11 protein-coding genes and 1 tRNA gene are annotated in these 21022 nt (G+C 65.6%); 6 read left to right on the top strand and 6 right to left on the bottom strand.

Going from position 1 to position 21022, the window contains the following annotated elements; all coding sequences use genetic code 11:
- Positions 1–11 precede the first annotated feature (11 nt).
- From AC5Y4H_RS08365 to AC5Y4H_RS08385, 5 genes are read left to right on the top strand one after another with little or no spacing between them, the layout of a single operon-like run.
- A complete protein-coding gene (locus tag AC5Y4H_RS08365) occupies positions 12–953 on the top strand; it encodes a hypothetical protein (RefSeq protein WP_499980315.1) in 942 nt (313 codons plus the stop codon).
- The gene (locus tag AC5Y4H_RS08370) at positions 950–1861 is read left to right on the top strand and encodes a vWA domain-containing protein (RefSeq protein ID WP_499980241.1); all 912 of its coding nucleotides are present in this window, start codon (positions 950–952) and stop codon (positions 1859–1861) included. The genes AC5Y4H_RS08365 and AC5Y4H_RS08370 overlap by 4 nt, the downstream gene beginning before the upstream one ends.
- Positions 1858–2601, top strand: coding sequence for a hypothetical protein (locus AC5Y4H_RS08375; protein WP_499980243.1), 744 nt, complete (start codon positions 1858–1860; stop codon positions 2599–2601). The genes AC5Y4H_RS08370 and AC5Y4H_RS08375 overlap by 4 nt, the downstream gene beginning before the upstream one ends.
- Positions 2602–2621: 20 nt before the next feature.
- On the top strand, positions 2622–3020 hold the full coding sequence (locus AC5Y4H_RS08380; RefSeq protein ID WP_499980246.1) for a YchJ family protein: 399 nt from the start codon (positions 2622–2624) through the stop codon (positions 3018–3020).
- A 58-nt stretch (positions 3021–3078) separates the two neighbouring features.
- Complete coding sequence (locus AC5Y4H_RS08385; RefSeq protein ID WP_499980247.1) at positions 3079–4224, top strand: zinc-binding dehydrogenase; 1146 nt, start codon at positions 3079–3081, stop codon at positions 4222–4224.
- A 31-nt stretch (positions 4225–4255) separates the two neighbouring features.
- Here AC5Y4H_RS08385 and AC5Y4H_RS08390 read toward each other — a convergent pair.
- The 3 genes from AC5Y4H_RS08390 to AC5Y4H_RS08400 all read right to left on the bottom strand — a co-directional run bounded on the left by AC5Y4H_RS08390 (position 4256) and on the right by AC5Y4H_RS08400 (position 7395).
- A tRNA-Cys gene (locus AC5Y4H_RS08390) sits at positions 4256–4329 on the bottom strand.
- A gap of 96 nt (positions 4330–4425) precedes the next feature.
- Positions 4426–5754 carry a DUF7159 family protein gene (locus AC5Y4H_RS08395; RefSeq protein WP_499980249.1) on the bottom strand — a complete coding sequence of 443 codons (1329 nt, stop codon included), beginning with the start codon at positions 5752–5754 and terminating at the stop codon, positions 4426–4428.
- A gap of 234 nt (positions 5755–5988) precedes the next feature.
- Positions 5989–7395, bottom strand: coding sequence for an aldehyde dehydrogenase family protein (locus AC5Y4H_RS08400; protein WP_499980253.1), 1407 nt, complete (start codon positions 7393–7395; stop codon positions 5989–5991).
- A gap of 218 nt (positions 7396–7613) precedes the next feature.
- Between AC5Y4H_RS08400 and AC5Y4H_RS08405 the strand changes: the two genes are divergently transcribed.
- Positions 7614–8534, top strand: a complete 921-nt coding sequence (locus tag AC5Y4H_RS08405) for a TPM domain-containing protein (RefSeq protein WP_499980256.1) — start codon at positions 7614–7616, stop codon at positions 8532–8534.
- Positions 8535–8582: 48 nt separating this feature from the next.
- Here AC5Y4H_RS08405 and AC5Y4H_RS08410 read toward each other — a convergent pair whose 3' ends face one another.
- From AC5Y4H_RS08410 to AC5Y4H_RS08420, 3 genes are read right to left on the bottom strand one after another with little or no spacing between them, the layout of a single operon-like run.
- Positions 8583–10184, bottom strand: a complete 1602-nt coding sequence (locus tag AC5Y4H_RS08410) for a bifunctional aminoglycoside phosphotransferase/ATP-binding protein (RefSeq protein ID WP_499980258.1) — start codon at positions 10182–10184, stop codon at positions 8583–8585.
- 37 nt (positions 10185–10221) lie between these two features.
- Positions 10222–10938 carry a Type 1 glutamine amidotransferase-like domain-containing protein gene (locus AC5Y4H_RS08415; protein ID WP_499980260.1) on the bottom strand — a complete coding sequence of 239 codons (717 nt, stop codon included), beginning with the start codon at positions 10936–10938 and terminating at the stop codon, positions 10222–10224.
- Positions 10935–20834 (bottom strand): BTAD domain-containing putative transcriptional regulator, encoded by a 9900-nt coding sequence (locus AC5Y4H_RS08420; protein WP_499980317.1) that lies wholly within the window; start codon positions 20832–20834, stop codon positions 10935–10937. Before AC5Y4H_RS08420 ends, AC5Y4H_RS08415 begins: the two co-directional genes overlap by 4 nt.
- Positions 20835–21022: the final 188 nt, after the last annotated feature.

The raw sequence follows: 21022 nt of genomic DNA on the forward strand, positions 1-21022 counted from the left end.
CTGCCATTGGAGTGGCCTGTTTGGTCGCAGTCGTCGTGCTGGCGGCGTTGCTTCCGATGACCGCCGCTCGGCGGCGGCTGCGACCATTGGCCAACGTCGCGCGGCTGACCCGGTTGGCCGAGTACGCGAAGGTGGCGCGGCTGCGGTCGCTGGCAACCGTTGTGATGTTGATGGTGCTGACGGTCATGTTCGGTGCCGCGACCTGGGCTGCCGCCCGGCCCAACGTCATGAGCAAGGATTTCGACGCTGCTCACCCCGAGGACATCATGCTGTGCGTTGGGCGGCCGGTGACCGACGCGGCGACGACGGAGCTGCTCGACTACTTCGCGCGACAAGCCATTACGTCCCCTCGGGCACAACGCATCGGACTGACATCGGCCAACCGCCGCCTGGTGCCGCTCACGCGCGATCACCAATACGCAGCCGGGCGGTTCGGCGACTATACCGGCGACCGCCAGGCGCAGCCGGCATCGTTCGCCGCGCCCGTGTCCTATTCCGACTACGCCGCAAGCGTGAACGACGTTGTCGCGCTGTGCCTCTCGGGATTCCCCTCCGCCGAGCAGCGGGGCACTGGCCGACGCTCGGTCATCTATCTCGGTCCGTCGGATCTTCGCCCGGCCGGAGAGCAGCGCGCCGCTTTGTTCACCGATGACAGTGTCCGGGCCCTGGCCGAGCGCGCCGAGGCCCAAGTCGATGTGATTGACACTGCCCCCTCACCCACGAGCGGTGCGTTGGTCGCGCTCACCGAGCAGACCGGTGGCCGGTACGCCGTGCCGGCCACAAAGTCAGTGACCGCGATACTCAACGAGATTCGCGGTCACACCCCGCCGGCGCGCCGCGCCGACGGCACCATCGTGACAGCCGACCTCCGCGATGCGCCGGTAGTACCGCTGGTGATCGCCGTGTTGTCGGCTGCCGTGCTGTCGGTGGCCCTGTTGGTGTTGCGCCGATGACATTTCAGCCCGTGCTGCCCTGGCCGATCCTGGCCGTCGTTGCCGGTGCGCTATTGCTGGCGCGCCTGGTGACGCTGCGCCAGGCCTTGCTCTCGGCCGGACGCCGTAAACGGGCCGGGTTGCGATGGACCGGCGTGACTCTCGCGGTCCTGCTGCTCATCGTCGCGACCACCCGCCCGGCACTTGTCGACGACCAAAACCGCGAGGGCAAAACGGCCGCCGGCGCGAATCTCAACGTGTTTCTCGTCGTCGATCAGTCCGCCGACTCGGGCGTCGAGGACTACGGCAATGGCCAACCTCGGATCGCGGGCATGCGCGACGACATCGCGGCGTTGCTCAGGCAGTATCCGGCCGCACGGTACGCACTCGTCGGGTTCGCCTCGAAAGCTTCGCTGGACTGGCCACTATCCGAAGATGTCTGGAGTCTGCGCCCGACCATCGCGGCGCTCGGCTCCCAGAGGGCCACTCCTGACGCCGACGCGGGAGCGGCGGACAACGTGCTGCGATACCAGTTGATCGAGGCGACGCAGCAATACCCGGGTTCGCGGAACGTGGTGCTCTACTTCGGCTCCGGTGCGCCCGGATCGCGCGTGCCGCAGGGCGACTTCAACCTCATGCGGGGGTCGGTCGCAGGTGGCGCGGTGCTGGGCTACGGACAGACGATCGATGAAGCCGAATTGCACAGAATAGCAGCACAACTCGACGTGCCGTACCTGCACCGCGAGCCCGGACAACCGCTCCAACCGAACCTGCCCGACACACCGCATAGCCGAGCAGACCGCTCCGAACGGGCCGAACTGTATTGGCTACCTGCGCTGCTCGCCGCCGGCTTGCTGCTCGCGGAAATCTACCTGTCGGTCCGCGAGTTCCGCCGCGGCCGCATCGCACGACGGGACTTGGCGTCATGACGCCCCGACCGTCGCGCCTGCGGTTGCGACGACGGCTCCTTCTCTACTCTGCACCCGTCGTCGCCATCGCCCTCCTGGTCGCGATCAAGCTGTTTTCAGTTGTGTTGGTTGGCAACTCGGCAGGACACGCCTTTGCCAGCGGCGACGGAAGCGCGGTGCGGACCGATGCGGCGATCCTCGGGGTCGTCAACGTCGTGGAACCGGCGCGGGCGCCGTTCGCCGCGGGCATAGCCGCCGTGCTCGATGGCCGGCTAGAAGATGCCGACGCCCACTTCAGCGACGCGTTGTCCCGCAGCGACACCTCCGGTTCCTGTCCGGCGCGAGTCAATCTCGAATTGGTGCGCGAGACCCAGGGCGACCGGGCCGCGGCGGCAGGGGACCATGCACGCGCCGACGAACGCTATGCGAGCGCGTTGGCCGTCGTCGAAGCCGCGCCGCGCGGGTGCTTCCTCGGGAACACCGACCCAGACCGCCAGCGGCACTTCATCCGCGACGATGCCGCAAACCGGTTGGCGGCCAAGAGGACTGCTCTGACCGCCACGCCACCGGCAGCGCCACCGCCGCCCCCACCACCGCCGCCGGCGGCGCCACCCCCGCCGCCACCACCGCTGGACACCGTCACGGCCGGCGGGGAAAATAACCCACGTCGGCTCGATCCCGCGGGCGGTGATCCGCTCGACAAGTTGCAGCAGGTGCTGCAGGACGCCGCCGGCGCAGTGCCCCCCGGGGAGTCGCCCTAACGGTCTGTCAAGCTTTTGATGTGAATGACCTCCCTGGGCCGCCGTGCCCGTGCGGAAGCGACACGAGCTATCGCGCGTGTTGTGGGCCGTTTCACGAGGGCGAGTCACAGGCCCGGACGGCAGAGGAATTAATGCGATCGCGGTACTCGGCTTTCGCCTGCGGTGACTCCGACTATCTGTTTCGCACGTGGCACCCGCGCACGCGTCCAACGGAAGTAGCCGCCGATCCAACCATCGCCTGGACGGGCTTACGGGTGATCGACACGCTGGCGGGTGGGCCAGACGACGATGCCGGAGAAGTGGAATTCACGGCCAGCTTCGAGTCCGGGGGCCGCGCGGGCAGACTCCATGAGCGCAGTCGCTTCGAGCGCCGCGCCAATCGATGGTTCTACCTCGACGCCGTCACGGAAGATCTATAGCGGCCTTTCGCGTTGACAGGCTACGAAGGCAAACCCACAACAGGAACGAGGCACCTCCATGACCACGGACCCGCCTGGCACAGCCCTGGAGCTGCGATCGTTGGTGACCTCGGATGGCACGCTCGAACTCTCGCTGCACGATGTTCCCGTCCCCACCCCAGCCCCCAACGAGGTTTTGGTGCGCGTGGAAGCCTCGCCAATCAATCCCTCGGATCTGGGGCTGCTCATTGCCAGTGCGGACATGACGAAGGCGACGGTCGCGGGAACGCCGGAGCGTCCTGTCGTCACCGCCACCGTCGGCGAGGCGAGCCTGCAAGCGTTGTCGGCGCGACTCGACAAGTCGCTTCCGGTTGGAAATGAGGGCGCCGGCACCGTGGTGGCCGCGGGCTCCTCCGAAGCAGCCCAAGCACTGATCGGAAAGACGGTGGCGATCGCGGGCGGCGCGATGTATTCGCAGTATCGAGCGATCGATTCGTCCGCGTGTCTGGTTCTGCCCGAAGGGTCGACGGCGAAGGACGGCGCGTCGTCCTTCGTCAATCCAATGACCGCCCTCGGAATGACCGAAACCATGCGCCGCGAAGGACATTCGGGCCTTGTCCATACCGCTGCGGCGTCCAACCTCGGCCAGATGCTGGTCAAGCTCTGCCAACAAGACGGGATACCGCTGGTCAATGTTGTCCGCAAGCCCGAACAAGAGGAGCTGCTGAGGTCGCTCGGCGCAACTTATGTCCTGAACTCGTCAGCGTCGTCGTTCGCGGCCGACCTCGTTGAGGCTCTCAAAGCGACATCCGCGACGCTCGCGTTCGATGCCACGGGTGGTGGAACGCTGGCCGGTCAGATTCTGAACGGCATGGAGGAGGCGGCCAACTCGACCGCCGCTGAGTACTCGCGGTACGGGTCGAGCACCCACAAGCAGGTGTACATCTACGGGTCACTCGACACCGGTCCGACCGTCCTCAACCGGAACTTCGGCATGGCGTGGGGCGTGGGTGGCTGGTTGCTCACGTACTTCCTTCAGCACGCGGGCGTCGAGACCCTCGGCCGGCTGCGGGCCCGCGTCGCCTCCGAGCTCACCACGACATTCGCAAGTAGTTACACCCAGGAGGTCTCGCTTGCCGGCATGCTCAAACCCGACGCGTTCAAGTCCTACGTCAAGCGGGCGACCGGAGAGAAGTTCCTCGTGACTCCGCACGCCCTACCCTGATACCACTTGGCGCTCAACCCTTTTCGAAACTTGGAGCGAGTGACGGGATTTGAACCCGTGTATACGGCTTTGCAGGCCGCTGCCTAGCCACTCAGCCACACCCGCACAAGCCGCAACGATGCCAGCGCGCGCAGGCGTAGCCCAGGATTTTCCTCGGCGCGATCATTTCGGTTCTGCACTACGAGCTTGGGTGACGACGCGTTAGAGATGAGGGATGCCGGGCAGCGGAATGTGCGGAATGGGCACGGCCGGCGGACCGGCGGGGATTGGCGGACGTACTGGGGGGATCGGCGGCCCGGGCGGAGGTCCAGCCGGCCCGGGAAGACGCGGCGGAGGCAAGGGCAACCCCGGAGGGGGCGCCGGGAGTGCCGGGGGCGGGGCAGCAGGCGCTGGTGCGGCAGGCGCCGGTGCAACGCGGACCGGTGCCTGCGTTGGGGCGTTGGCAGGCGGGGGCGGTGCGGGCGCAGCAGGGGCGACGGCGTGTGCGCCGATTTGTGGTCTGGTGTCGGAATGCGGGCGAATCGCGATCGCCAGCGCGATCACCAGGGCCAAGACCCCGCCGACAAACAACGCCAACACGCTCAATGCCACCAAAAACGGCCGAGTGGTTCGCTGCTCACCGGGCGTGGCGCCCACGCCGGCCGACGTGTCGTCGTCGCCGAGAAACGCGGGATACGCGCCGGTGGGGTCGTCAGCCCCGGCGGGGTCGGCGCTATAGGCCAACGCGGGCGCGCCGCGTTCCACTGTGGCGACACCGTCCGCATTTCCGAGGGCCACCGCATGCGGAACCGCCGCAGCTGTCGCGGGATCCTGCGCGTAAGCGATCGCTGCTGTCGAGGACGAGAACAACGGCGGGTGTGCCGATGCCAGCGCCGCGCCCCTGGCCAGGGCCAGCTCCGGCTCCTCCGGTGTGCTCAACACAAGGGAACTGGCTGCCTGTAACTGCGTCCGGATTGCGGCGATGTCAACGCCGTCGCTGCCGACGACGAACAAACCGTCTGGGCGCTGTTCCATCGTTGCTGCCTCGGCGGCCATCGCGGTTAACGTGGTCAGCGCCTCGTATTCGTCGTCCGGGAGCTCCTGGCGGCGCACACCGGCGACTGAACCGTCGGCACTGTCGACCACAGCGATGGTCGCGGTGGCTGGCTCCACATACAACAACGCGGTGTGCGCGTACCCGGTCGTACTGCCCACCGTCTGGGTCAAGGCGGCCGCGGCCAGAAACGCCGAGACGAGCATGACTTTCTCGAGCCGCTGACCGGCCAGCAACTCTTGCAGGGCGGCGGCCTCGGTGGCATCGGTCCACGTCACGCCGATCGAAGCCAGCTGCAAACCGCTGTCAGCCGCCGCTTCGCGCGTCCCCAAGATCGCCGAGACAACCTGATGTGGCGCCGTCTGAGTTGACCGATCCCGAGAAGGAGGAACTTCGAACCTGTCCGTGTCGACCGTGGCGCCGTCGGCGTTTTCCCCTTCGACCACGACCATATGGACCGCCGTGGGTGTCATCGACACACCGAGTACGGTTTCCACCGCTCCTCCCAGATGGCTTACAGCGAACCTTGACCCGACACCCAGCGTATCCCTCGTTCGGCGGTCGGTGCCGGTGTCAGGCATTTCGATGCGATGACCGTCACCCAGCGGTGACCTGCGTGCGCGGCCTCCCCGGCGAGCCGCCCATCGTCGGGCAACCCGGTGGTAAGGCGGTCAATCGTCCTGGGGGACAACTGAAATCGTGCTTGTGGGCCTCGCGGCGCTGCTTGCCGATCAGAGGCCGATATAGACCGCTTTGGTATTGAAGTAGGCCTCGATACCCTTGCGGCCGCGCTCGCCGCCCCAGCCCGACTGCTTGTGACCACTGATCGGCATCGACGGGTCCGCCGCCAGCGAGGAGTTCACCCAAATCTGGCCCGCGCGAAGCTCATTCACGACGCGGTGGGCGCGAGACAGGTTCTCCGTCCAGATCGAGCCGGCGAGCCCGTAGTGCGTGTCGTTCGCGGCGGCGATCACCTCGTCCTCGTCGTCGAACGGGATCACACAGCCGACCGGTCCGAAGATCTCCTCCTTGATGAGGCGCATGTCCGGCGTGGTGTTGGTGATGATCGTCGCCTCGTAGAAATAGCCTTTGCGGTCCATCGGCTTGCCGCCGGTGATCACCTGCGCGCCGCCGGCGACGCCGTCATTGACGATGCCTTCCACGCGTTTGCGCTGCTTATCGCTGATCAACGGTCCCAGAACCGAATCGGGGTCATCGCTGCCGCCCATCGGCAGCATCTGCGCGAATCCTGCGAGGCCCTCGACCACCTTGTCGTAGATGCCGCGCTGGACATACATACGCGAGGTGCAGGAGCAGTTCTGGCCCGAGCCGGCGAGCAGGCCCATACCGGCCCCCATGATCGCCTTGTCGAGGTTGGCGTCGTCGAACATGATCAAGGGTGACTTGCCGCCGAGCTCGAGCGTCAGTCGCTTGAGGTTGCCCGCGGCCGCCTTCACGATCAGCCGTCCGACCTCCGTCGACCCGGTGAACGAGATCTTGTCGACGTCCGGATGCGCGGTGAGCGCGGCGCCGGTGGTCTCGCCGTAGCCGGTGATGACGTTCAGGACGCCATCGGGCAGACCGGCCTCGCGGAAGATCTCTTCCAACTTCAGCGCGGTGAGCGGCGTCTCCTCAGCAGGTTTGAGAACCGCACTGCACCCCGCCGCGAGCGCGGGCGCGACCTTGAGCATCGCGACGAAAAACGGTCCATTCCAAGGGATGATGAGGCCGACGACGCCGACGGGCTCGAGCTGGGTGAAGGTGTGGTAGGTCTCCCAGGTGCCGAGCAGACCATCGGAGACCAGATTGGCCGACTCGCCGTGAATCTTGCCGACCCAGCCGGCGTAGTACTTCAGCATGTCCACCGACACCGGGATGATGTGACGCGCGGCGGTCGTGTTCATGCCGTTGTCTTGGGCTTCGAGCGCGGCGAGTTCCTCAGTACGTTCCTCGATGATGCGCGCAGCCCGGAACAGGACGTTCGCGCGGTGCGAAGCCGGCGCCTTACGCCACACGCCCGACTCGAAGGTCTCGCGCGCCCGGGCCACCGCCGCGTCGACCGCCGCTTGGTCGGAATCGGGGACCTCCGCGATCTGCTCCTCGTTCGACGGGTTGAAGACCGCAATGGTGTTACTCAATGTTCCTGATGGCCCTTCACTCGCGGGAAATGCTGTGGTCGCGCGACAGAGGTTACGCGCTTAACCACAGGGTGTCCAGTGCGCACGCGGGTGGTCCCAGGTGGAAGATGTGCGCGGATTCCGCTGGTCACCGGGCTACCAGCCAGGAATGCTCGATCCGTCGGCGTGGGGTTCGAGCTACCCCCACGCCGCCTCAGATTGGCGGCTAGATTACCCCTATGCGGGTTTTTCGCCTGTCCGGCGCGGTCCTGTCAATGCTTGCGGCGGCGCTGTTATGGGCGAGCCCCGCGAGCGCGCAGCCGCCGTCCAAGCTCACCGATCACATCACCGACAGCGCCGGGGTATTGACGGCTTCCGACCGGGCAGCGGTCAGTGCCGCCATCGACCGGCTTAGCCGCGACCGGCGCATTCAACTGTGGGTGGTCTACGTCGACAACTTCGCCAGGTTCAAACCCGACAACTGGGCCGACCGAACACGCAGTGCCAGCGGGATGGGCGACCGCGACGCGCTGCTGGCCGTGGCTCCCAACACCAAGTCGTACACGTTCAACGTGCCGCCGCAGATGCTCTCGGCCGCGGAGTCGAACAAACTGCGTACCACCCAGATTGAGCCGGTACTGGGCGCCAAAGACTGGAGCGGTGCCGCGGTCGCCGCGGCGGACGGGTTGGACAAGTCGACGAGCTCTGCAAAGCCGGCGAGCCCGTCGAAGCCGCTCTGGCCGCTGATCGCGATCGGTGTCATCGTGGTCGTACTTGTCGTCGCGCTCCTTCTGCTGTTGGTGCTCGTGCGCGCACGCCGCCGCCGTCGCTCCGCGCGGAGTGGTGACCAGCTGGACATTGGCGGTGGTGATCATTCGGCGCAGCAGGCGTTGTCCACCGCGGACGCAAGAGTGCGTCAAATCTCCGACTACGTCGCCAGATATCACTCCAACATCGGCTCCGAGGCCCAGGCGCGGCTCGACGAGGCGAAACGCCACTTGGCAGCGGCGCGCAGAACGGAAACGGGGAACGGCGCCGATGCCATCGCGTATGCCAATAAGGCATCGACATTGGCTGCTCAGGCACAGACGCTGGCCAACGCCGACGTCCTCGAAGCGCACCGCACCCCGCGACGACGAGGCAGCACGTCTACCCGCTGACCGGCGTAACAAAAGGCGCGCAGATCATTTGGTGACGCACCACCGTCGTTAGCGGTAGGCGGCACGCAGCAGCGTCAGCGTCTGCTCAACGGTCTCCTCCATATCCCGCGTCGCGTCAACCCGCAGAAGGGACGGCTGCTCATCGGGAGGTGTGAACGCGGCCCGCAGCTCGGGCCACAGCTCGATCCGCGCATCTGAGACAACACCTTGCTCGGTGGCGCGCCGCTCGAGTCGTGCGATCAGGGTGGCATCGTCCGCTTCGCACAGCACGACGTGGAGGTGCGCTCCGAGCCGGTGCGCCAGTTGCCGGATCTGGGACCGCTCGCGCGGATTGCCGAATGTCGCATCGACGACCACGCCGCGGCCGCGGCGTAACCAGCGTGCCGCGTCGCGACGCAGCGCGGCATACGTGCTCCGCGTCATGGCCGGATCGTAGAGCCCCGAGCCAAATTCATCGTCACCGCGCCAGGTGGGCTCAATGCCCGCCATTCTCTTGCGCGCCACGTCGGACGAGAGGTGCACCAGCCCAAGCCGGCCGGCCAGCGCGCGCGCCAGGGTGGTCTTGCCGCTTGCCGGCAGGCCCATGGTGACCAGCATCGGTCGGTGGGGTAGGCCACCCGCGTGCGCCCACGCCAAATCGAAATACGCCCGCGATTCGGCGATGAGCTGACGCGCTTCACCACCCGGTGCCTGTTCGGCCTGTGCTAGACGCAGGCTGCGGACCTTGCCGCGCACGTAGGCCCGGTAGCAGGTATAGAAGTCGAGCAGGCTGACCAGTCCGTTATCGCCGCTGGCGCGCACGTAGGAGTCGACGAACCCCCAGGCCAGGTCCGTGCGACCGTGGTACTCGAAATCCATTGCCAGAAAAGCGACTTCCGAAGCCAAGTCGGCGCACCGAAAGCGTGGCGCGAACTGCAGGCTGTCGAACAGCAGGATCTCGCCGTCGATGACGCAGATGCTGGCGGCGTGCAGGTCACCGTGGCCGTCCCGGACATGACCGTCCGTTACTCGTCGCTGAAGCAACGGCGCGTTGCTCCGTATGAACTGGTCGACGTACTTTCGGATGTCCTCGTTGACGTCACTCGAGATGGTTCGACCGATGAAAGGGCCCATCTGGTCGAAGTTTTCCCGCCAGTTCGCTATCACGCTGGAAGCACTGCCGTACTCATCGATGTCGGAGCCGGTTTCGGCCCTGTCGTGAAGTTTGGCCAGGGTGCGACCGATTCGACGCGCGAGACGGAAGTCAACGTCGCCGCGCGCAAGCTTGGCGGGCAGCATGCCCTCTTCCGGTAGGCGCCGCATCCACACGGCCGGTTCGCCCGACCCCAATTCACCACCTATGCGGTAGTGACCATTTCGCTCGGCGACTTCGACGACTCCCAGATACATTTGCGGGCTGAACCGCCGATTGAGGCGCAGCTCCTCTTCGCAGTCCGCACGGCGGCGGTCGATGGTGGTGAAGTCCAGGAAGCCGAGGTTCACCGGCTTCTTGAGTTTGTAGGCATACGGGCCGGCGAGCACGACCCACGAGCTGTGCGTTTCGTGGAGACGCACATCGTCGGCCGGCGGGTCGTAGGCTTCGGGTCGCAACAAATCGGCGACGATCCGCGGGTGGCCGTCGGGTCCGGTCGGGTCGAAGGCGTGCGTCATGGTCTCGCTGAACGATTGCAGCCCCTCTGGTCGCGCGTCAAGGGCTTTCGTATCCTGGCCGGACTTCGGCGTGCACCAGCGAGTGCGTGACGCGCGCGCCCTCGAAGGTGACTGTGTGCGCGGGATGGCGCAGGGGCTCGATGGTGCCGCCCGGGTATGCGATAACGCCGCCGCCGGTGGGGATTCCAAGGCCGGTGACCGATCCGTCAAGCGTCTGAATCGCCCGCGACAGCCGTGCCCACCCGGCTCGCTCGTCGTGCGCGTCGATGACCAGGGGGACGAGATCGAACACGTCGAGCAACTCCGTTTCCTCGGGATTCGGCGTCTCGACGATTCCATAGCGCCCGAGCTGGACCGCGCCGGCCGAAACACCCACTAGCACCGCCCCTTTGGTGTGCCTGCCCAGGATCACGTCTTTCATGCCGGTTTTCTCGAACGTATTCCAGCCGAGCCGCACATCGCCGCCCGCGAGGACGATCAACCGGGCACCATCGAGGAAAGCGCGATCGTCTGGGCCGAACGACGAGTGGATCATGCGACGATCGGTCACTCCCACGGCATCCATTGCCGCTTCGAAGATTTCGTAGAACTCCGGACGGTCTTCGTTGGAAGCTCCGATGTACGCCGCGGTCAGCGGCACATCCCGAGCCAATCCATCGATTGCGTCTTCGAGCAGCAGTCTGTCGTCACGCTTCCAGAACAGCAGCTGACTGTCCGCCAGCAGATAGAGCGACTGGGGTTGTGGAGCAGTCATTTTGGCTGATTTTTGCCGGTGAGCTCGTCGAACCTGGCCAGGGCGGCGTCGACGTCCGGCTCGTCGAACACCTCGCAGTGATTGAGCTTGTCGCCATCAACCGTCAGGATGCTGACCTCTCGCCATTCGGCTTCGAAACCCTCGGGGGAGGTTCCAGTCGCCGCGTGAGTGACTACTGCGCCTTCCGGTCCCAGCCGATGCACCGCCGCGATGTGAATGCTGAGGTCAGGTGTCTGATCTAACGCGCTGCGAAGGAATTTGATCAGCTCGCCAGGGGCCATCGCCGCTCCTCGGCGGTGGTCGACGTCAATGAAGTCTGTTGTCGTCGAGGGAAGTTGCCCCCGACTGAGCGCGGCGTAACTCTCCACGATGGCTGACCACGCGTTGGCCTGCGCAGCCGCCTCGCCGGCCAGGTAACGAGTTTCGAGTTCGTTAAAGGCGGCATCGATGTCCTCGATGTTGAAGCCGACCTGCGCCGAGATCCGCTCCTCGTCGTCAATCTCGGCGAGGACTAACATGTCGCTGCTGAACTCTCCGTATTGCTGATTCCGGTTCGGAGAACACATGCGAGTAAGGGCGAGGCGCTCCCCGCGGGTCGCAACCACGGTAGAAGATGTGGGCGCCGCCTCAGCCAGGGCGCGCAGGTTTGCGATCACGACTTCGCGGCCGTCCCAGAACCCGGAATTCACCACATCGTGGCGATCATCGATGTAACTGTCGTCGGTGAGCATCTCGGCTATCGCTGCCCAGCTGCGTGCACGGAAGTACGCATAGAAGCGGTCAACTAATCGGCTGGCCGTGTTTTCTTGGCGGACCGGCCTGCTGAGCTCGTCGAACCGAGTCAGCGCGGCGTCGAGGTCCGCCTCGTCGAAGACCTCGCAGCGGTCGATCAGGTCACCGTCCAGAGTCAGGAGGTTGACCTCGAGCCACTCGGCGTCGAAGCCCTCCGGCGACGTCCCGTGCGTCGACTGGGTGACGACTGCCCCAAGATTGCTCAGCCGATGCACCGCATCGACGTATATCCTGGCGTGAGGCATCACCTGCCAGGTGGCGTGGATGTACGGAACCAGGTCGCCCGGCGAAAACGCTCGTCCTCGCCGGTGATCGATGTTCACCCAGCCTGGCGTCGTCGAAGGAAGCTTGTGTTCGTTGAACGCGGTGAAACCTCGCAACAGAGTCGACCATGTATGCCTATGGGCGGCCGCTTCGCCTGCCAGGTAACGTGTTTCGAGCTCCGCAAACGCGGCCTCAATGTCTTCGGGGTCGAAGATGACTGTAGCTGCAAATCGGTTATCCTCGCCGATATGCACGACGGAAAGTGCAGCGGCTTGGGACGCTGTGGGCAGCGAATCCTGGCTTGCGAAGGTGAAACGGAAGAGCCCGAGGCGCTGGCCGCGGGTCGCAACAACAGCCGCCCTCATATCAGACTTCCAAACCTCTGCGGTTGCTCGCCAATTCGCCATCTCAAAATCGCGGCCGCGTCGGATTCCGGCGTTTATGCCTCGGCGCCGGTCGTCGGAGCAGAACTCTGCATCGATCAGGTCTGCCATGGCATCCCAGTTGCGGGCCGAAAAGTGTGCCAGGAATTGTCCGATTACCCGGGTCGCGTCATTTTGGAGGCGGGATGCCGGCCTGCCGAGCTCCTCCAATCGCGCGATGGCGGCTTCCGGCTCTGTTTCGTCGAATACTTCGCAACGGGTGAGGCGGTCGCCGTCGACGATGAGAAGCATGATCATGCGCCATTCGACGCCCACGCCGTCGGGCGAGGAGCCGTGTGCATAGTTGGTGATCACCGCCCCAAGCGTGTTGAGGTGGTGAACGGCTTCAATATGGACCTTGAAATCCGGTGTGAGATCGAAGATGGTGTGAACGGCTGAAGTCATGTCGCCCGCAGCGAATGGTGTGCCTCGGCGGTGGTCAATGGTCACCCAATCCTCGGGGGGATATTCATGCCGGTTGAACATCGCGTGCACACCGGCTACCACCGACCACGTACCTGCATGAGAGGCCGCTTCGCCGGCGACATATCGGGCGTCAAGTTCGTTGAACGCCGCGTCGGCATCGTCCATGTCGAAGACCACGCGTGCCACGGCGCGGCCGTCGGTGTCGAGCTCGAGAATGTCGAGACCGACCACGTAAAATCCATCGGATCCTTGGTCCGGGCCGGAGTTTTGGACGCGGCTGAGGACGAGGCGCTCACCACGGGTCGCGATCACGTCGGTCATCAGGTCGATGCCAAGCTCGGCGAGCCCCGAAACCTCCTCCAGCACAGCACCTTTACCCTGCCGAATGCCGGCATTTACTACTCGTCGGCGGTCATCGGTGCAGACGTTGTCGGCGAACATATCGGCTATCGCTTGCAGGTCGCGGGCTTTATAAGACGCCTTGAACTGCTCATACAGTCGGCTTGCCGCGTTTTCCGGGTGTTTTGCGGGTGCTTGGATCGCCTCAAAGCGAGAAAGGGCAGCCGATAGGTCCGACTCGTCGAAGACCTCCAGGCGGTCGATCAGGCCGCCCTCGATCGTCAGCAGGTTGACCACTCGCCACTCGGCGTGGAAACCCTCCTTCGAGGTTTCCCGTGTCACAGAGGTGACCACAGCGCCGACGTCGTTGAGCCGCTGCACCGCCTCGACGAAGTTGTTAAAGTCAGGCGTGGCGTCCCAATTGGCGAGAAGCGCGGACCCTTCGCCGGGGGCAAACGATATTCCTCGGCGGTGATCGATGCTCGACCAATCGGCTGTCGTCAACGGTTGCTCACGGCGATTGAGCGCGGCGTAGGCCCGGGTGATCACCGACCAGGTGTGGGAGTAGGAGGCCGCTTCGCCCGCGGCGTATCTTGCGTCGAGTTCGGCTATGGCGGCGTCGAAATCATCAAGGTCGAACACGACCCGTGCCACGACTCGGTTGTCGTCATCGACCTCGACGAGGCCGAGCACCTCGCTGTGGAACGCGTTGGGCCCCTGCTCGCGACCCAAGAACCGGGTACGGCCCAGGACAAGGCGCTCGCCCCGGATCGCGATGACATCTGACGTCATGTTCCTGATGCCGACGTTAGCCCACGCCCGCATGTTTTCGAGATCGACATCCCGACCTAGTTGGACCCCCGCTCCAACCACCCGACGACGATCGTCACTGGAAAAGTCGTCGGCAGTCATTTCGGCCATCGCACCCCAGTCGCGTGCCGCGAAGTACGCCAGGAAGCGGTCGCTAATCTGGCTGGCTTTATTCTCCAGCCGTCGGGTGCGCGGCTGCAGCTGATCGAACCTCGCGAGTGCCCTGTCAAGATCTGACTCGTCGAAAAGCTCTGTGCGGCTGATTCGGTCGCCCTCGAACATCACAACGTCAACTACCCGCCACTCGGCGTCGAATCCATCCGTCGAGGTTCCGATCGCCACATGGGTATGCACCGCACCGACGCCGCTCAGCCGATGCACGGCTGTGACGTAGATGCGGGACTTCGGCGACAGCTCCCAAGTGGCATTGAGGTACGCGCCCAGATCACCGGACCCGATTGGTGCGAGGCGCCGGTGGTCAATGTTTGCCCAATCAGGCGTCGTCGCAGGTATTCTCCGTTGGTTCAGTGCCACGAAAGCCTCAGCCACGAGGGACCAGGTGTGCGAGTAGGCGGCTGCTTCGCCTGCGATGTATCGGGCGTCTAGCTCGGCGATGGCGGCATCGAAATCGTCAACGTCGAACACAACGCGTGCCACGATCCGGTCTTCCGCGTCGATCTCGACAATTTCGAGGACATCAGTGTGGAAGGCCTCGGGACGCCGGTCGCGTCCGGAAGTCCGAATCCGGCCAAAGACGAGGCGCTGCCCGCGGATAGCGATGACATCCGAGGTTGCGTTCGCAACGCCGATCGCCACAAGTGCTCGTGCCTCGGCAATCATGGCGTCTGGGCCTTGCCGCACTCCCACACCGACGACGCGCCGGCGATCGTCGTGGGACACGTCGTCGGCCAGTCCTTGAGCCAGGGCTTCCCAATTGCGGGTCGCGAACGACTCCTGGAAGCGTTTGTTCGCACGGCTTGCGGCATTCTCCAGCTGCGGCGCCGGCCGGGTCAGCTGTTCGAACCTGGCGATCGCGGCGTCAAGGTCCGATTCGTCGAAAACCTCTGTGCGGTTGATCATGTCGCCATCGACCGTGAAAACGGCTATCCCGCGCCACTCCGCGCGCAAGCCCTCTTGCGCGGTTTCATGCGCCGCATAGGTGACGATTGCTCCGGTGTCGCACAGCCGATGCACTTGCTCGACGTAGACGTTGATATTTTGCTCGGCGTCCCACCCCGCTTGGATGTATGCATTTACGTCGCCCGGTCCGAAAGCTGTTTCCCGTCGGTGCTCGACGTTGACGCAGTCCGGCGTTGTCAACGGCAACTTGTGCTTGTTCAGCGCCGCGTAACTCGCCGCAACGGCGGACCACATGCGCGCGTGGACGGCCGCTTCGCCGGTGAGGTATTGAGCGTCAAGCTCCGCGATGGCGGCGTCGAAGTCTTCGACGTCATACGTGGCGACCCGCGCGATTCGGTTGTCGCCGTCGACCTCGACGATGTTGAGGGCATCGTTTTGGATCGCTTCAGGGTCGCGGCCACAGGCGCGACTTCGTGCGAGGACCAGGCGCTCTCCGCGGATCGCAATCGCGTCCACCATCGAGATCGTGAATCCGACTTCCGCGGCCGCCTGCAGGTCTCTGATCACTTCATGTCGACCGTGTTGAGTTTCGGCACTGACGATTCGTCGGTGATCGATTCCCACATAGTTGTCGGCGACCGTTTGAGCCACGGCAACCCAGTCGCGAGCCGCGAAGTGCGACCAGACGTGCTCGAACACGCGCGCGGCTGCGTTCTCCAACCGCGGTGTCGCTCGGCTGAGCTCTTCGAATTTCGCGATCGCGGCGCCAAGGTCAGTCGCGTCATAGAGTTCGCAGCCGTTGACGATGTCGCCTTTGACTGTCGCAACGGCAATCTCGCGCCATTCGGCGTCGAAGCCCTCATGCGAAGCGCCTTGCGCCACATAGGAGCAAACGGCTCCCACGCTGTTCAGCCGGTGCACGACCTCGACGAAGGGCCGGATGGTCTGTTCGACGTCCCATCCGGCGCGGATGTATTCACCCAATTCGCCGGGAGCAAAAGCGGCCGCGCGACGATGGTCGATACTCGCGCAATCGCTTGTCAGAGCGGGCGATTCGTGGCTCCTGATCGAGGCGAACGTTCCCGCGACGGCTAGCCATACGCCCTCATAGGGCGCCGCTTCGCCGGCCAGGTAGCGGCGATCCAACTCCTCGAATGCCCCGTCGATGTCGTCAAGATCCAAGACAACGATCGCTGTGAGGCGCTCGTCGGCGTCGATCTCCACAAGATTGAATGCATCGTTCTGAATCGTGTCGGGATCTCGGCCGGCGGCGCGCACCCGCGTGAGGGCGAGGCGTTCGCCCCGGATAGCAACGACATCTGCCACCCATATCGTGAAGCCGAGGTCAGCAGCCACCTGCAGGTCCTCGATCACGGTGTCCTGGCTGCCTCGGTCCCCAGCATTCACCACCCGCCGGTGGTCTGCGCCGGAAAGCCGATCGGAGAGAATCACTTTCACGGCGTCCCAATCGCGGGCGGCAAAATAGGACCAGAAGCGCTCGTAGACGAGCGTCGCCGCGTTTTCCAGCCGCCGCGTAGGTGGCTGCTCTAAGGCATACGCAGCGTCGAGTTCGGCCAGCGCGGCGTCCATGTCTTCGACGTCGAACCACACCTGTCGCACGACTTGACCATTCTCGTCGATGGCGTATAACTGGAGGAGCTCGTCGTGCGGCGCCCCAGGGCTCTCGTCTACAGAGCTCGTGATCAATCGAGAGAGAGCCAGCCGCTCGCCCCGCGCGGCGACCATGACATAGTCAACACGCGCGACGCCCGCCTCGAGATCACGCCTCGTCTCACGTCGCATCGCGTCCGATGGGAGGTCAATTCCGACGATCTTCCGCCGATTCTCGATCGAGACATTTGGTGCGAACAGCCGCTCGAACTCATCCCAGTCCTTGCGATGAACGGCGGCCATCACGCGTTCGCCCACTCGCACGCATTCACTGTCCAATTCGACAACGGGCACTTCGGGAGGAGCCGGGGTGGGCGGCTGAGCCGGCTCGCCGAGAACTTGCCGGGCCATGTCGGCAAGCGCCGCAGCGCCTTTGCGCTCGTACAAATCGACCGCCCGCTCGGCGGCGGCACGCGCTCCCACGATGTCGCCGGCGGCGCCTAGAACCGTCGCCAGCGTCAGGCATGCGTCGCCGTGATCGACTAGGGCGTCGGTGCGTTCGGCCAGACTGACCGCCTCCTCAGCGAGCCGGCGGGCCCCGTCGTAATCGTAGTTTCGCGCCAGTAGATGCGCCCGAAGCGTCCGCCATGCGATCGACGCCTTCAGCGCGTGCCCGGCGAGACGCTCACTCTCCGAGCACAATTCACGGGCCTCGTCATCGCGATCGAGCGCAAGGCACCCCCGGCCCAGCAGCGCAGCGGTCTCGGCGGTATCGGCGTCCAGGCCCATGCGACGAAAGCCGTTGTAGGCCTTGCGCAGATGTGACTCCGCGGCGGCAGCATCATTGCCGATGAGTTCGACGATGCCGGCGAACTGCTCAACTTCCAGCAACGCGTGGCGCAAGCCGAGCTCGGTGAGTGTGCGGCGGGCCGAGTCGATCATCCGCCGTGCCGCCGCCGTGCGCCCGCGGAACGCCTCCAGGACGGCCTGGCATCGTGTCGACGTGGCCTCGACGACGGGCGAGTCGGTCGTGATCCGAAGCAGCCGGACCACGTCGAGACACCTTCCGCCCGCGCGCGGAACCGGATTGGGGCCCCACAGCGCCGCGAGCGGCGCACCCGCCAACACTGCGTTCACCCGGCGGTGTTCGCGCGCCCGACGCGCCGCGGTAAGGGCATCGTCCAGGGCGATCTCGCAGTCGCCGATTCGCCCGAGACGCGCCAGGCACCCGGCGCGGACGGTGTGCGCCTTGGCTTCCCCGGCGGCGTCGTCCAGCTCGGCGAGTTTGGCGGCGGCCGCACCCAACGCGGCTTCCACCTCGTCGAGCCGCTCGGGATGAATCAGCATCGACAGTTGACCGTCGAAGCACGTCGCCCACGCCGCCAACCGGGCCGAATCCGCTGCCGCAGCTTGCAATTGAGAGACCGCACCGGCCGCGGAGGACACGTCGCCGGCGGCCAGTAAGGCCTCGCATCGGGCGACCAAAAGTTCAACGGTCTGGTCGTCGCGGTCGGGAAGCTCATCGTCGATGTCCTCGAGCGCGTGCAGAGCGTGATCGTACAGATCGGCGGCACCCTCGTAGGCGAGTCGTGCCATCGCCTGGTCGGCGGCACGCCGACAGTAGAAGGCCGCCTTGGCTGCGTTTCCCGCCCAAGCGCATTCGAAATAGTGATGCGCCAGTTCGGCCAGCAGCTCGTCGTCGGCGCCGGGCAGCGTCTCGAGTGTCGTCGCGATGCGCTGGTGCAGTCGCATGCGCCGCACGGACGCCAGCTCGGCCAGCAGTGACTGCCGGACGATCGCGTGATTGAACCGGTAGTACCCCCCGGGCTCTTCGATGACGATGCCTGCCTGGCGTGCTTCGTCGAAGGCGTCGACGAGGTCGCTTCCGACCACCTGCTCGACCAGCTCCAGGGCAAACCGGCTGCCGACGACCGCGGCGGCGGCAAGGGCCTTGTTGGTGTCGGCAGGAAGCCGAGACAGCCTGCGGCTCACAGCTTCCCGCACGCCCTGGGGCAGGGTGCTCTGGTCCCACGCCCCGCCGCTCTCATCGACATGGCGCAAGGCCTCGATGAGGAAGAAGGGGTTGCCGCCTGTTACAGAGGCCAATGCGTGGGCGAGTTCCTCGTCGTCGTAGCCCGCCTCCGCGACGTAGGCCGTCACGTCGTCCTCATCGAGTCCGCTGAGCGTGAGCCGATCGGCTGTCCCGTCGCGGTGCAGGTCGGCGAGCGTCGCGGCGAGGGGGTGGGAGCGGTCGAGGTCGGTGCTGCGGTAGGTGCCGACGATCTGTACGCGGGCGTGGTCGCCGAATCGCAGCAGATGCCGCAACAGGAGCAGTGTCGGTTTGGCTGCCCAGTGCAGGTCGTCGACGATCATCACGATCGGCGCGCTCTTCGAGGCGATTTCCAGCAGTGCGACGACGGCATCGAACAACGCGTAGCGCTCGGTGTCGGGGTCGGCGTGTGCGGGGGGCGTGAGATCGGGCACGACGTCGGCCAATCCGGGCACCAGCGACAGCAATGCTTCGACGCCGCGCAGCCCGCGCAATCGGTCAGCACCCACGCACGGCGCGAGCGAACGCAGCGCCTCGGCGAACGGCTGATAGGGAGCACCGAGATCTTCGTCGCAGCGGCCGTACAGCACGACCGCCCCTTGTTGGTAAGCCTGTTGCGACCATTCACCGGCAAGGCGCGTCTTGCCGACGCCGGGTTCGCCTGCGATCAATACGGTGCGCACACCACCGGCGATCGCGGCCTGCCACGCCGAAAGCAGCCCTTCGAGTTCGCGGCCGCGCCCGACGAACGGCCCCGGGCCGACGAGTACGGCGGGAAAGCTGGGCCGCTCCATCGGCGCCTCAGGTGCCTGCGATTTCGGTTGGTCCGCAACGGTTTCCAATCGCAACTCGAAGACATGCTCGGGGCGCGCGAGGTTTTTGAGTTGACGCATCCCGAGGTCGGTGAGCACGACGTCGTCGGCCAGCGAGTCGAGGACGAGCTCGGCGGTCGCACCGGAGCACAGGATTTGGCCCCCCTCGGCCAGCGACCTCAGGCGCGCAACCCGGTTGACCGCCCGGCCGAAGTAGTCGCCGTCGCGCAGCTCGACCTCGCCGGTATGCAGCGCCATGCGGACACGGATGGGGTCCCGCGACCCCCACGGCTCGTGAGTAATCGCGTCCTGCAGCTCAATTGCCGCTGCGGCGCCCGCAGAAGGCCGGTCGAAGACCGAAAACGTCGCGTCCCCTTCTCCGCGCGTCTTGATCAGTCGACCGCCCCGTGACGTGACGACCTGTTCGACCAGCTCATCGTGGCGGGCGAGCGCCGCCGCCATGGCATCGGCATCCGCCTCCCACGCGGCCGTCGATCCCTCGATATCGGTGAGCAGGAATGTGACGGCCCGGGTCACCGACGGAGCGCTTTGTGCGACAACGATATCCAGCGAGGCGTCCTGCGTGACGATCGCAGCCTCGAGCCGGCGAAGTTCCGGCCCAGGATCGACTCCCAGGTCGTCGGCAAGCAGCGCCCGAGCCCGCTGATAAGCGCCCAGGGCCTCACCCTGCCGGCCCGCGCGGTAGAGGGCGAGCATCAGCTGGCCCCATCGCCTCTCCCGTAGCGGGGCATCAGCCACCGCGCTTTCGAGATCACCGATGACTTCCGCGGCGCGACCGGTAGCCAGCAGTGCGTCGGCTCGGTCCTCGACCAGTGCGGCGTGGCTTTCGACCCATCGTGTTTTTTCGGACGTTCCGTGTCGGCTATCGGGCAGTTCGGGGATTCCGCGCCAGAGGGCAAGGGCCTCCTCGAAGCGGGCCAGCGCTTGGCTGGTGTCGCCCGCGGCGGCGGCATCGCGTCCCAGCCGGGCCGCCGATTTGTAGCGCGCGGCATCGACCTCGCTCTCGGCGAGAGTCCAACCCGCGCCCTGCGTCACCACAAATCCGTCACCGAGGGTGCGACGCAGCGAAGAGATGTGGGTCTGCAGGGCCTTGGCGGCGGTGCGCGGCGGATCCTGGCCCCAGAGCAGTTCGACGAGGGTGTCGGCCGGTACGACGGAACCGCTGCGCAGCCCGAGCATCGTGAGGATGGCGCGCGGTTTCGTGCCCGGTATGACGACGGACGCGTCGCCTTGCCGGACCTGAAGAGGTCCCAAAACCCCCAGTTCCACCGATGAAAGATTACTCACGTCAGCTATCTTCGGCGGCACAATTCAATACCTGGTCAAGATCGGGTAAAGCCCCGCTGCCTGCAGTTCAATCAGCGTCTGGAACAGCCCGTGATCTCGGTGAATGGCGGCCAGCTACTGAGCCGGGACCCCCTGATCCGGCGGTTAAGCGTCAGCGGGGTGGCAGAACC

The organism is Mycobacterium sp. NGS58, from assembly GCF_059812385.1.

Bases quoted from the DNA above. Each gene is read 5' to 3' on its own strand.
- AC5Y4H_RS08405 (WP_499980256.1), top strand. From the start codon at position 7,614: ATGCGGGTTTTTCGCCTGTCCGGCGCGGTCCTGTCAATGCTTGCGGCG.
- AC5Y4H_RS08415 (WP_499980260.1), bottom strand. From the start codon at position 10,938: ATGACTGCTCCACAACCCCAGTCGCTCTATCTGCTGGCGGACAGTCAG.
- AC5Y4H_RS08385 (WP_499980247.1), top strand. From the start codon at position 3,079: ATGACCACGGACCCGCCTGGCACAGCCCTGGAGCTGCGATCGTTGGTG.
- AC5Y4H_RS08410 (WP_499980258.1), bottom strand. From the start codon at position 10,184: ATGACGCACGCCTTCGACCCGACCGGACCCGACGGCCACCCGCGGATC.
- AC5Y4H_RS08375 (WP_499980243.1), top strand. From the start codon at position 1,858: ATGACGCCCCGACCGTCGCGCCTGCGGTTGCGACGACGGCTCCTTCTC.
- AC5Y4H_RS08370 (WP_499980241.1), top strand. From the start codon at position 950: ATGACATTTCAGCCCGTGCTGCCCTGGCCGATCCTGGCCGTCGTTGCC.